Origin of the sequence: Pelistega indica (genome assembly GCF_000506865.1) — a bacterium.
GTDB classification, from domain to species: Bacteria; Pseudomonadota; Gammaproteobacteria; order Burkholderiales; family Burkholderiaceae_B; genus Taylorella; species Taylorella indica.
The window spans coordinates 1-13345 of the sequence record NZ_AYSV01000084.1 but is presented as its reverse complement, the minus strand read 5'-3'; the positions used below and the strand labels follow the sequence as shown (position 1 = coordinate 13345).

13 protein-coding genes and 2 pseudogenes are annotated in these 13345 nt (G+C 35.0%); 6 read left to right on the top strand and 9 right to left on the bottom strand.

Features of this window, described 5'->3' with window-relative positions; all coding sequences use genetic code 11:
* Positions 1-6 precede the first annotated feature (6 nt).
* Positions 7-509 (bottom strand): annotated as a pseudogene (locus V757_RS28015) (helix-turn-helix domain-containing protein); the annotation flags it as partial.
* 101 nt (positions 510-610) lie between these two features.
* On the opposite strand from V757_RS28015, the gene V757_RS28010 reads away from it, so the two are divergent.
* The gene (locus V757_RS28010; RefSeq protein WP_342664081.1) at positions 611-826 is read left to right on the top strand and encodes a PIN domain-containing protein; all 216 of its coding nucleotides are present in this window, start codon (positions 611-613) and stop codon (positions 824-826) included.
* 31 nt (positions 827-857) lie between these two features.
* On the opposite strand, the pseudogene V757_RS28005 reads toward V757_RS28010, so the two are convergent.
* The 5 genes and pseudogenes from V757_RS28005 to V757_RS21625 form a co-directional block, all read right to left on the bottom strand.
* Positions 858-1076: pseudogene (locus V757_RS28005) on the bottom strand (rhodanese-like domain-containing protein); the annotation flags it as partial.
* An 86-nt stretch (positions 1077-1162) separates the two neighbouring features.
* Positions 1163-1843 carry a 4'-phosphopantetheinyl transferase family protein gene (locus V757_RS21640; RefSeq protein WP_023951048.1) on the bottom strand — a complete coding sequence of 227 codons (681 nt, stop codon included), beginning with the start codon at positions 1841-1843 and terminating at the stop codon, positions 1163-1165.
* Between the two features lie 18 nt (positions 1844-1861).
* Positions 1862-3199, bottom strand: coding sequence for an MFS transporter (locus V757_RS21635; RefSeq protein WP_023951046.1), 1338 nt, complete (start codon positions 3197-3199; stop codon positions 1862-1864).
* A 25-nt stretch (positions 3200-3224) separates the two neighbouring features.
* On the bottom strand, positions 3225-3449 hold the full coding sequence (locus V757_RS21630) for an acyl carrier protein (protein ID WP_023951044.1): 225 nt from the start codon (positions 3447-3449) through the stop codon (positions 3225-3227).
* A gap of 16 nt (positions 3450-3465) precedes the next feature.
* A complete protein-coding gene (locus V757_RS21625) occupies positions 3466-4185 on the bottom strand; it encodes a thioesterase II family protein (protein WP_081710673.1) in 720 nt (239 codons plus the stop codon).
* 80 nt (positions 4186-4265) lie between these two features.
* Between V757_RS21625 and V757_RS21620 the strand changes: the two genes are divergently transcribed.
* Positions 4266-5843, top strand: a complete 1578-nt coding sequence (locus V757_RS21620; RefSeq protein ID WP_023951040.1) for a (2,3-dihydroxybenzoyl)adenylate synthase — start codon at positions 4266-4268, stop codon at positions 5841-5843.
* Here the strand turns inward: V757_RS21620 and V757_RS21615 are convergent.
* The gene (locus V757_RS21615) at positions 5833-7395 is read right to left on the bottom strand and encodes an AMP-binding protein (protein ID WP_023951038.1); all 1563 of its coding nucleotides are present in this window, start codon (positions 7393-7395) and stop codon (positions 5833-5835) included. The two genes, V757_RS21620 and V757_RS21615, sit on opposite strands and share 11 nt — an antisense overlap.
* 96 nt (positions 7396-7491) lie before the next feature.
* A complete protein-coding gene (locus V757_RS21610; RefSeq protein WP_052019326.1) occupies positions 7492-8976 on the bottom strand; it encodes a condensation domain-containing protein in 1485 nt (494 codons plus the stop codon).
* A 145-nt stretch (positions 8977-9121) separates the two neighbouring features.
* On the opposite strand from V757_RS21610, the gene V757_RS21605 reads away from it, so the two are divergent.
* Genes V757_RS21605 through V757_RS21590 form a run of 4 tightly spaced genes read left to right on the top strand, consistent with a single transcriptional unit; the run spans position 9122 to position 12740 of the window.
* Positions 9122-10072, top strand: a complete 951-nt coding sequence (locus V757_RS21605) for an ABC transporter permease (RefSeq protein ID WP_023951036.1) — start codon at positions 9122-9124, stop codon at positions 10070-10072.
* On the top strand, positions 10066-11016 hold the full coding sequence (locus V757_RS21600) for an iron chelate uptake ABC transporter family permease subunit (RefSeq protein ID WP_031274561.1): 951 nt from the start codon (positions 10066-10068) through the stop codon (positions 11014-11016). Before V757_RS21605 ends, V757_RS21600 begins: the two co-directional genes overlap by 7 nt.
* Entirely contained in the window at positions 11009-11791 is a 783-nt protein-coding gene (locus tag V757_RS21595; protein WP_023951032.1) for an iron ABC transporter ATP-binding protein, read from the top strand. The genes V757_RS21600 and V757_RS21595 overlap by 8 nt, the downstream gene beginning before the upstream one ends.
* Positions 11781-12740 (top strand): siderophore ABC transporter substrate-binding protein, encoded by a 960-nt coding sequence (locus tag V757_RS21590; protein WP_023951030.1) that lies wholly within the window; start codon positions 11781-11783, stop codon positions 12738-12740. Before V757_RS21595 ends, V757_RS21590 begins: the two co-directional genes overlap by 11 nt.
* 341 nt (positions 12741-13081) lie before the next feature.
* Here V757_RS21590 and V757_RS29955 read toward each other — a convergent pair whose 3' ends face one another.
* Positions 13082-13288: an integrase core domain-containing protein gene (locus V757_RS29955; protein WP_081710671.1), complete on the bottom strand. Its 207-nt coding sequence runs from the start codon at positions 13286-13288 to the stop codon at positions 13082-13084.
* Positions 13289-13345: the final 57 nt, after the last annotated feature.

Here is a 13345-nt window from a genome sequence, read left to right as displayed (position 1 = left end):
TCAGTGTGAACCCAAATAGCCAGGATGCGCGGTTTCAATCTCACCCATGGCTTGCTCTTCATCTTTCTTGCGTTCAAGAGCTTGTATTTGTTGCTCATTCAGAATAATTCCTTCTTGCTGTACTTTCGCCTCTAAGGCGTTTAGACGTTTGGTAAAGTTCTCCAAGTTGTGCCGCAACCAAACGGAACGAACACCACTAGGTGATACAAATATTCCCTGTTTACGCAACTCATTGCTAATTCTTAGTTGACCATAGGCAGGATAATGAATCGCCATCTCTATCACCGCTAACTCAGTGGCTTCGTCCACTCTATTTTTAAGGTTAGGCACCGTCTATTACGATCAATGAGTGCCTCTATACCGCCTTCTTCAACCAATTCTTTATAGCGATAAAATGTATCCCTCGATACGCCCATAATTTTGCATGCTTGCGACACATTTTTTAATTGCTCTGCTAAATTAAGCAGTCCTGCTTTATGTTTAATCACATTATTGGTAGTATGTAACATGAGAGTTTCCTTTTGTTTGTTTAAAAGATTCGCACCTCTTATTCAAACGGGAAACTCTCTTTTTTGCAACTCATTTGTCAGATTTGGTCTGAACTTCTACAATTAATGCTACTGCTTTTAGACGTAGTCTCATCGACAATAGCTATATTGAATTGCCCATCCTTGGGAAGCATACGCTCACCTTAGCACAACTCGCTGATATCCACAAAGATCCTTTTGATCGTATCTTATTAGCCCAAAGTATTTCAGAAGGGTTGACACTACTCAGCGCTGATAAAAAACTCATCAAATACGGTGCTTATGTACAAGAAGTCTAGACTTCCACACATTTTTTAGCCTATTGCTCTTTTAGCGATAACCTTTGGCTTTTAACTCTTCATAAGCACCATAATTGACGATATTCTTATAGCCCTTTTGATGAAGAATCTCCGCTGCCTTACGAGAGCGATTTCCACTACGGCAATAGACGTAGATAGGCGCCTCTAAATCGACCGTCACCTTATAAATCTCATCTGCGATAACTTGTACAGGGACATTGACCGCCCCTTCTAAATAACCTTGAGAAAACTCTTCTGAGGTGTACGCACATTAACCTAAATTGAAGCGCGTCGGGATACACTACCAACCAACGACAAAATGACTACCATACGCTTCTAAGTTGAATTTGCATTGATTACTAAATGAGATATACAGTTCATTTCAGGAACATCAATAGAGAAACATTCAAAATATTTTCCCTGAAAAACTATTTGTTTCGATAAAAAGTCGCTAGTATCTATTCTGTTAAGATTATCTGTTAGCCCAATCCCTAGGCATTTTACATAAGCCTCTTTCCTAGTCCAAAATGTTAGAAATACAGATTCCTTATGGTTATCATCTGTTCCTATATAGATTTCCAATTCATTCTCAGATAAAACAAACGGAACAATATTTTGGTGAGATTGTCCATAAATATTCTCTATATCAATCCCAACTTCAAATTTTCTACTTACTGCCACAACCAATACATTAGAACAGTGAGAAAGAGAAAAATAAACATTCAAGGACGGTTCCAGATAAGGTTTTCCATAACTTGTCGTATATAAACAAATTCTATCAGACGGTATTCCATCTACGTAAAAAGATAGAATTTTCCTTGTCAGTCCCCTTGTCACAATCATCCGCCTTGCCAAAGACGGTATACGATACATAGCAATAGAATTTAAATCTTTAGCTGACAGAAATGAAATACACTCATCAGCCAGTTCATCAATAACATCGTTTTTCAATGAACAGTACCAGATATCTGCATATGCTGGGGCATTAACATATTGTTTAAGATATTTTTCAACCAATCTATTATTCCGTATGTTTTAGATAACTACTAATTTCCTATAGAGAAAAATACCGAATAAAGCCATTGAACAAATTATTCCACCAATAGACAGATAATTAAAGAAAGTTTCTATACTATTTTGAGCGAGAAGTGCTCCTATATATGATCCAACAATCGATCCTAACCTACCACTCGACATTGCCCATCCGACACCTGTTGCTCTAGCATATGCCTGATAAATAGTAGGAGAAACCAAATTTAGCCCGTTTTGTGCTCCTGCTATAGTAAAACCAATAAAAAATAAGCAAATGAGCAAGCTATAATAGTCACCACTTACCGAAGGCACAAACAATAAAAGGCCAAAACTAGCAAGATATGATATTGCCAGTGTCAGGAAAGCTGCTTTTTTCCTGTCAATGAATACCGCTAATATAAAAGCACCTACAGTTCCTCCTAGAGGAATCATAGCAGTAAGAATATTTACCTCTTTTAAAGAATAGCGCTCATCGAATAGTAAAGGAATCCAGTAGGTTAATAAATAAAAAACCATCAAAGAGAAGAAAAAAGCTACCCATAATAATAAAGTTAGTAATATATTATCCCTAGTAAATAAACATCTAACTGAAGGAACTTTCTCTATATAGCCCCAAACCAGATTTTCCGTTGAGAGAGCTATATCATTCATTTGAAGATTCATTTTCTTCAAAACCGTTGATAATTTCCTATGCTCCCCTATCCTCACTAAATATTCCAAAGATTCCGGAAGCTCTTTTAGCACAACAAGTATAGAAAGCAGAGGGAGGACTCCTCCTATATAAAATAACCAACTCCAATTTAGCTGTTCAAGTAAAAAATTTGAAAAAAATCCTCCTGCGGCAATACCTACTGTAAAACCACTCCATCCTAGTGTACACAACAGCATTCTATGCTTTTCAGGAGAATACTCAGCACATAATGCTATACTAACTGGCATCGCACCACCCAAGCCAAGACCAGTAATAAATCTTAAAAATATTAGAGCGTCTATATTGTCAACCAAACCACACAGAAAAGTACTTACTCCGTATAACAACATTGATATAAGGAGCACACTTTTTCGCCCAAATTTGTCTGCCAATGATCCAAATATCATGCTACCAAGCATAAGCCCTAAAACACCTGACATGAACAAATACGAAAGATGTTGCGAGCCTAATGACAGCTCTTTTTTTAATAAAGGTGCAATATACGCAACTATTGCAATATCAAAGCCATCAAGTAGCACAATACAAAAACAGATGGCTATAATTTTCCACTGAAAGCTACTGATTTCCCCCTGATCAATTAATAATCTAATCTGACTATAAATTGAGGAAGAAGACCCCTTATGACTCATTTTTAACGCTCCCGGAGTGCTTTTATTAATTTATTAAATTCTTTATTAACGCTTCCCATCCTTCAATCGTTGGATTAGCCATTAACGCAGAAAACTTGATATTTCGATCATACTTTTCAGTTAGTTTCTCTGCGATGCTCATCAACGCTAAGGAATGTAAACCAACTGAAATTAAATTTGTATCATAAGGCACTTCATTTTCAGGAATTCCTAGAGTTTCTGAAACAATAGTAATTAACTCTTTTTTCATATATTCTCCTAATCCATTATTCAAGTGGAGATAAGATATTGCTAATCCCCTCAATAATTTGCTGAACACTCATTTCATCTCTTAGAAAAAAATGTCCACCAGGAAAGATTGATACTCCTTTCCAACAATTTGTCCATTCTTTCCATTGATGCACAGATTTATGCGGTGCAACATAATCATCTTCGCCTGTCATACCCCAAATGGGAAAGCTAAAAATTACTTTATCTTCTTTGATTAACTCTTCATTTATACATAAATCATTTTGTAAAATATGCAAAAAGAAGGAAAGGATATCCGGTTCATTTAAGATAATTTCTGGGATGCCTCCATATCTTTTCGCTCTATTAACAAGCTCCTCATGAGACCAAAGAGAAGGATGTGTTTGTGAACTTTGCAAACAACTAGGAGCTGGTCTACCACTTAATATCATTAATCTTACCGATTGCTCAATACCAATTTCTCTCATTTTTTTAGCTAACCTTACTGCTAAAGCTGCACCTAAACTATGGCCAAATAAGATGATATTTTCCCTCGCCACAGATAAAATATACGGTAAGATGTCATCTATTATCTCTCCAGTACTGCTTGCCAAGGATTCATTGCAGCGACCCCCATGACCTGCATATTCAATAGGAAAAACCTTAAGCCACTCTGGGGTATTTTTCCTCCACTCACCGTACATTGATGCACTGCTACCTGCAGAAGGAAGACAAAATAAGTTATATGTCGTACTCATAAAATCCGTTGATTCATTGCAGTTATTGACATTATATCAGATAATATTAATGATAATCATTATCATTTATGGTGAATATTTTGAATAACTTATATATCCCTTTCGATGAAAACAGAATTAAACAATACCAGTCCCTAGGCTACTGGACAGGAAAAACTCATTTTGATTTTCTTATACAAAGCTGCCATAAATATGCAAATCATATCGCCATTGTGGATAGTAACTACACTATTTCATACGAAACACTACTTAACTTATCCGTGAATTTTGGGGAGTATCTAAAGACTATAGGTATTGAAAAGGATGATTTTGTGCTATTACAAGCTCCAAACAGTGCCGATTTTGTTATTGCTTTATTTGGAATATTTTATACCGGAGCTAAACCCATTTTTTGTATGCATATGCACAATTCATATGAAATCTATCATATAGCAAAATTAGCTTCAGCAAAAGGATATGTTAGAGTATCTTTGCCTGATGAGAACAATACAGCAGAAGAAATTATAAAAAACATGCCTGCCGCTCTTGAATCTTTACGAGTCATCAAAAACTTTCAACTCGGAGAAATATATACTACTCTCACCAACCAAAATCACACTATAAATCCAGTAAGCAACAACTCCACCTCTATTGCATTTCTGCAACTTTCAGGAGGAACCACAGGAATTCCCAAATTAATTCCCAGAACACATGATGAATATCTTTACTCCGTTCGTGAAAGTGCCAAAATAGCTGGCTTAGATAAATCATCCGTGCAACTAGTGGCTATTCCTATTTCTCATAACTTTGCAATGAGTTCACCTGGTATTTTAGGTGCTCTATATTCAGGAGCGAAAATAGTAATTGCACGTGATGGTAGTCCAGATACCTGCTTTGAATTAATTCAACAACATCATGTGACCCAAGTATCTCTAGTTCCCTCCCTTGTGACTCTCTGGGCAAATAGCACAAAACTAAAATACTACAATTTAAGCTCTTTACGAGTCATTCAAGTAGGAGGCTCTAAATTATCCCCTACCTTGGCCGAAAAATTTACAAAAAACTTCCCTAATATGAAACTTCAACAAGTCTATGGAATGGCAGAAGGATTAGTAAATTACACCAGACTGGATGACGATACCGAAACCATAACCAATACACAAGGCAGGCCCATTTCTCCACATGATAAGATAGTCATCATAAATGAAAATTTACAACCCCAACCCAAGGGAGATATAGGCGAAATTATCACCAAAGGCCCGTATACAATCAATGGATATTACAATGCTCCAGAAATCAACAAAAAATCTTTCACCCCTGATGGTTTTTACAGAACGGGGGATTTAGGATTTATTGATTCAAAAGGAAATATAGTAGTGACAGGTCGTTGCAAAGAAATTATTAACAGAGCAGGAGAAAAAATTATTCCTAGCGAGCTAGAGACTCTACTACTGAAACACATCAAAATAAAAGACGTTTCTGTAGTCGGCATTCCTGATGAGCTACTAGGCGAAAGAATTCATGCCAATATCATCCTGCAACAGTCTGAGAAATCTATTACATTGCAAGAAGTTCGGGAATTTCTAAGTTCACAAAACATTGATGTCCAAAAAATGCCAGATTCCATCACAATCGTTGATGCATTCCAGTATACTCTTGTAGGCAAAATCAAGAAATAAGCTCTACCCACTCCTTAGCATAAAGTTCATCCGCCTTTTTCTGAATAGATGCCCTATCTACTTTTCCATTACTAGATAGAGGCATCTTATCAAGAACGACAAATTTACTAGGAATATGAGATATAGGAAGAACCCCTCGGAGATATTTTCGTAACTGAGAATACGAAAACTCTTCTTCGTTTTTAAGCGTTACAAAACTCACTAAATCACTTCCCCCTGTTAATGGATTTCTACTGCAAACAACCACACTAGTAGCAATTAAATAATAGCTGTTCAGCGCTTTTTCCACCTCCAACGCAGATATCCTTGTCCCTTTTACCTTAAGATACCAGACATCTCTTCCACAAAAGATAATAGTTCCGTTTTCATCAAAATACCCCTTATCACTCATTTTTAAAGCTACTTCCGGTGGATTATCATTATCTAAATGTAGCTCCACAAAATCTTGATGATTTATCTCTCCATCAACTAAATAACCATTAGATAAATTAATGCCAGTCATATACATGGTTCCCTCTTTAAAAGGAGGGCAACTCTGCATCCTATCATCAAGAATATAATAAACATTATTCTGTAATGGTTTCCCATATGGAATACAATGCTGATCGTCCAAACAAATTTTGTGCCAAATACTCCAGATAGTGGTTTCTGTAGGTCCTCCTAAAGAATATAACTGACAATCAGGTAAAGTTTTCTGCAATTCACGTACAATTGATGGATTAATATAATCCCCTCCTTGAGCAATTATTCGCAATGAGTTTATATCCTCTTTTCCAGCCACCATAAATAACATTTCAACAATAGCTGGAACACTGACCCATACGGAAACACGATGCATGGTAACTAAATTAGCCCATGCTTCTGCATCTTTGAATTGCTCTTTAGCAGGAACCACTAATGTGGCTCCCAAAGAAAATGGCGCAAAAATATCAAAAATGGACATATCATGATGACACGGGGTAATCGCAATAAATACATCTTCATTATTCAACCCCCAGCGTTTTACTGTTTCGTAAATTACATTCGATGTTGCCTGCCGATTCAGTACTACACATTTGGGGACGCCTGTGCTACCTGATGTATAAAGATAATATGCTGCTAACCTATCCATACTAGGAATTTTATTGGAAACATTATCTATTTTTGCTGTTGATACCTGCAATAAGGAATGTATGTTCACATTCTCCACTCCAGCAAAGTGAGAAACACATTGTTCGCTAACAATAAGAGTTCCCCGACAATTCTGGACAAAGTATTCCTTTCTACTATCAGGCGAATCCATATCAATAGGAAGCCATATTATCCCCATCAAAGCGCATGCTAAGGTCACAAAAATAAATTCGGGACTTTTATGTAACTTAACAATAATAATATCTTGTTTATTCGGTCGATTACTCAAAAAGGACATTATGTTATAGACATTTTGGGCGCATTCTTTATAACTAATCTTTTTGTCATCACAAATGATTGCAACTTTATCAAGTTCATCACAAAACAAATTGGCGTAGATTTTTTCTAGGTAGTTATCAAACCCAAGATTTTCTATATCCATTTTTTACCATCTATGAAAAAAGTTGACTAACCAAAATATCTTCTTTTCCTTGAAGAATAAATGATAATATTTGTTCAACCCTAGTACATAAAATTTTTATTTCTTGATCTGAATATCTATTTTTTGATAAGTCACAATCAAACTCAATTCATGCTGATTAGATGCCGTTATGTTATCCATAAGTTCAAAGTGAATACCAAACATAGATATATTTTTAGGTGGAGGAATTTGTTTGTAATAAATTGATTGAGCTTCATCCATAAAACCATGTAATGCATTATTAACATGTATATGAATGTACACATCAAATATCAATCCTACACTATCATTACTCAGGTTTTTCTGCACTATATCAATAGGAATAGACGCAAAATCCAATGACTCATTTATCAATTCTGCCACCCTAGTGATATAACCATCAAGTTTATCATTTTCTCGTAGCGATAAACGATGAGCAATCATGGTCGTAAAATACCCCACTGTATCAAAAAAACGACCATCATCTCTTCCCGACGATGATGTGCCAATGATAACCTCTTTCATATCATAAGATTTCATCAACGCAATACTAATGATGGAGTAAAAAAGAGTAAAAATCGAAATTTTTCTTTTTTGTGCATAACTATAAATTTGATTATATGAATTTATATCCCAAAAAATTCCAGTAGAATTAGCCGCTGTCAATGTAATAGAATCTGCAGATAATGGATGTGTTTGCTTCAACCTATCTACTTTTCCATCCAGCATTTCCACCCAATACGTCAAATGTTGTTTATTAAGTCCTTGGACATTTTTTTCCTTCCACAAATCAATCATCGTTTTCGGATTGCGATCCCATTTCACGGACAGATTCTTTATTCTTGATGAATATGCATGTTTTAAATCTTGCATTAATGTATTAAGAGACCATTCATCAATCACCATATGATGTATCAATAGTGAAATCAATATTCTCTTATCATATTTGACAAAACGAACTCTTAGAGGCAACTCTTCGGATAAGTCAAATTTATAAGTGGATTCTTTATCTAACGAAAATTCTTTATTTTCATTACTCCCCCAATACCATTTAAATCTAGATAAGTGTTCCATAGGAATAATTGTTTGCACTACTCTACCATTCTCTTTATGGAAAATAGTCCTTAACGATGGGTGTCTTTCTACTACGTCACAAAACGATAACGCAAAAGCCTCTTCATCTATATCATCCTGAGATTCAATAGCAAACGGGAGATTGTATATAGAACTAAAATCAAATGCCTCATATGCATCCCATAAAAATTGTTGAGTAAACGTTAAAGGGGATGAATCACTCAAACCTGAATCACTAACTACTTTTTCTTCACTTATATCTTGTTTTGTTTTTGCTACACTAGCCATGCCACGTGCTGTTGGAAATTGGAAAAAGTCATTGAAACTTACCATAATATTTTTCTTTTTTAGAGAAACCAGTATCCGAGTAGCTAGCAGAGAATGTCCACCAAAATCAAAAAAATCGTCATCCTCATTCATTTCTGGTGCACAAAGAGCTTTCCTAAAATCATCAAGAATGATTCCTAAAATATCTGCTGATGAGGACACATTTATTCCATCTACGTTTGTATTTTCACTGATCATAATTGAATATAAATCTATTTAAATTTTAGAATGCTATAATTGATAATAAATATCATTATCATTATTATTATTATTTAATATAAAATCATTTATGTCAAACTTGGTAAATTTGAAACGTCCTCATTTAGCCCTATGGACAGTATTTATTCTTCTTGGTATTGCCTCCATTCTTATTGGTGCCACTGACATAATATTTTTTGAACATACGCAGTCCAATTTATGGTTAATATTGTTGTCTAGTCGCTTACCCAGATTAATAACTTTGTCATTATGTGGAGCAGGTCTAGCGATGTCTGGAGTTGTACTCCAGCATATAACTCATAACCGTTTCGCCGAACCAAGCACAACAGGGGGAATGGATGCTGCAAAACTAGGTATTTTAGTATCTCTGACTATGCTTCAGACAGAAAGCATGACGTTTAAAATACTGTTTGCCATATGCTTTTGTCTCATTGCTAGTTTTACTTTTACCATAATCAGTCAGCGTATTATTTTAAACAATACAATTCTTGTCCCTATTATTGGGCTTATGTTTGGCAGCGTTCTCAGCTCTATCGCAGAATTTTATGCATACCACAACAATATGCTACAAGATATGCAAAATTGGCTAATAGGCGACTTTTCAAAAGTAGTTAAAGGCCGATACGAAGCCATTTTTCTATTACTCCCTATCACTATCATTATGGCATTTTTCACTCGGCATTTTACGTTACTACGTCTTGGCAAAGACTTAGCGTCTAGTTTAGGGTTACGTTACAAAACTATCACCATTCTAGGATTAATCCTAGCTTCCTGCATGGTATCAATATCCGTTGTAGTAGCAGGTTCGATTCCTTTTGTAGGTCTAGTAATTCCAAATATCATCACTCTAAAATACGGAGATAATCTATCCGCAACCTTACCACTCATTGCACTAGGAGGAGCATGTTTCACAATTTTCTGTGATATTCTGAGTAGATTAATTATTTATCCCCTCGAAATACCCATAGGGTTAATCGCAGGAGTTACAGGAGGGCTTATTTTTATTACTCTTATTCTAAAATGGAAAAAAACATGTTAAAAAAATTCTTAGGAATAAGCATCATTGCTGGAATCCTATTTCTGGCAATAATTTTTCTGTTCTACGATTCTGACATGGATTTTAACTACATCATACCTCATAGGATGCTAAGATTAGCAACAATAATTGTCAGTGGTATTTGTATAGCCAATTCATCCATAATATTCCAAACCATAACAAATAACCATCTACTAGTTCCTTCGGTTATGGGATATGAAGCTATTTATTTAGTATGGCAGTCACTGTTAATTTTACTTTTCGGAACAGCAAGCATTCCGTTCTTGGGTTCCTTAGGAATATTTGTTAGCTCTACCATCATAGTACTAGTGTATGCCCTTGCTCTACATAAATACATTTTCCCTCTATGTAAAGGCGATATGTATACCTTTTTATTATTTGGATTTATTATTTCCCTCGTACTAATAACTTCTTCACAAATCATTCAGCTTAGCATTAACCCAGGAGAATATTCAGTATTGCAAGGCATGATCCAAACTTCATTCAATAGAGCAGATATTACAACCTTAGTCATTACAATGACAATTGCAACAGCATCTATTTTTATCATAAAAAACTCATTGCGAATCTTAGATGTTATAGTTTTAGGTGAATATCATGCAAAGTCTCTTGGGGTGAATTATTCCTCTTATCTTAACTTATGGTTAGTAATCATCGCCATACTAACAGCTATATCTACTAGTTTAATAGGATTAACGGCCTTTATAGGAATTTTTATTTCAAATCTCACCTATTCCTTGACAAATAGCGCAAAACACAAACATATTTTACCTTTAGCCTCGCTATTAACGATACTCATTTTTATGATTACCGAATTACTAGTAGAACACTTTTTCAACTATAAAATAACTGTCAATATTCTTGTGAATCTAGTATGTGGCACTTACTTCTTCCTCATTTTACTGTTTAAAAAAAATCATGTTTGAAATCCAAAATATTTCAAAAAAATACGCAAATAAATTTGTATTGAAAGACGTTTCTGTTTCTTTTCCCCAAACGTCTATCACATCATTAATTGGTCCCAATGGGGCAGGAAAATCAACACTATTAATGATGATAGCTAAACTCATCAGACCCAGCTCAGGGAAAATACTATTAAACGGGAGCGATATTGAGTCTATCTCATTTATGGATTATGCAAAGAAGGTAGCAACACAACTTCAAAGTTTAGACAATAAGTTTCGACTAACCGTTAGAGAGTTAGTTGAATTTGGTAGGTTTCCTTACGGGAAAGGATTTTTAAATAATCAAGATAAAAAAATAACAGAAGAAGCTATAGATTTTCTAAAACTAAACGAAATTGCTAACGAACCTCTATACGAATTAAGTGGTGGACAAAAACAAATGTCTTATTTAGCAATGGCCATAGCACAAGATACCCCATATTTACTACTTGATGAACCACTAAATAATTTAGATATGAAACACTCAGTAGAACTAATGCAAGCCCTGCATTACCTCTGCACAACCAAGAAAAAAACCATCATTTTAGTCATCCACGATATTAATTTTGCTAGTAATTATTCCGACTATATTGTGGCTTTGAAAGAGGGAACTATATTTGCTCAAGGTACTCCAGCAGAAATCATCAAAAACACGACACTCTCTGACTTATATTGTATTAATTTTGATATTTTTCAGAAAAACAACTCAATTTTTTGCAATTATTTTAAACAACCTGAGGCTTACCATGAAATCTAAAATATGGATTATATCTTTAACATTTCTCGCAATTCTATCTGGCTGCAAAGATTCTACCGATGGAGAAAATGTAACAGCACAAACTCATGCATACCAATCGGTGAGTATAACTCATGATTTGGGTAATACTGTCATTTCTAAATATCCTCAAAGGGTAGCAGTCCTTGATATGAACGACGTAGATTTTTTAGATAGCCTTGGCGTTCCTTTTATTGCTATGCCAAAGGATTTCATTCCACATTACCTAAAAACATATCAAAATAATGAAACTGTTTCAGATATTGGAGCCATTGTCCAGCCTAACATAGAAAAAATTTATAAAGCAAAACCGGATTTGATTTTATCGTCTCCATTACATGACAGTATCTACGAAAAACTCAAAGAAATTTCTCCTGTTCTTCGTTATGATATAAACTATAAAAACAGTGAAAATCAAATAGAAATCATAAAACAACATTTCCTAGATTTAGGGCGCATTTTTTTAAAGGAAAATCAAGCAAAAGAACTTATCAAGAAACTAGATAATGAAATTAAGGAAGTAAAAAAGGTTACTCAAAACAGTCCTAAAACAGCACTTATTATTCTTCATAATAATGGGAGTTTTAGTAATTTTGGAATTAACTCACGATATGGTTTCGTCTTTCAGGATTTGGGGGTAAAACCAGCCGTCAATCTTCAGCAGAACAGTTTGCATGGTTACCCTATTTCTAGTGAGTTAATCAATCAAGCGAATCCTGATATTATCTACATTATTGATAGGACAGCAGTAATGGAAAAAAAATCAGTGATAAGTAAAAACTCCATCAAAAACTCTCTACTAGAAAATACAAAGGCATGGAAATCTGAAAATATTATTTTTGTGGATGCCGAAGCTTGGTACACTGCAGCAGCCAGTCCTTCAGCGATAAAAATAATAATTCACGATGTGTTAAAAGGATATCAACAATGACACATCACTGAAATAATTTAACAACTTACCGGGCGTGCAGGTAGACGATTCCAGCCCTCCATCCTTCTCCTAATTATTACCATGGTAGACAGGCTCCTGCTACTGCCCTTTCTCTGTTGCACTTACATTCACTAGACAATACTCTTTTACCTGTCTACCATCATTCATATTGATATATAAAATTTCATGTATCAAAACTCGCTATCACCCCCCTCCTAATTAAGCGATGTAATTTTTATTTGTACCATTCACAATTTGATACCTACTACTTTCTTTCACCTCCCAAAAGTTTTTTTTTCAACATCATGGGCATGACTGTACCCATCCCATTTTTAGTACAACTATAAAGTAGAAACGGAATGTTTTTGTTTGTACATTAAAGGGGTGAGCCCCTTTAGTGCATCATGAGGTCTTTGCGTATTATAAATCGTTAACCACTCCTCGGTTAGTTGTTTAACCTGTTTTAGTGTTTTAAAGAGGACTAACACCCTAAACCTCTGTGCGATACGTCCGATTAAATCGCTCAATAAAGCATTTTGGTAGGGCATCCTGGTTGAATATAATCAATATAGAATACCGTGTGTTTGCCCAATTCACAAACCGAT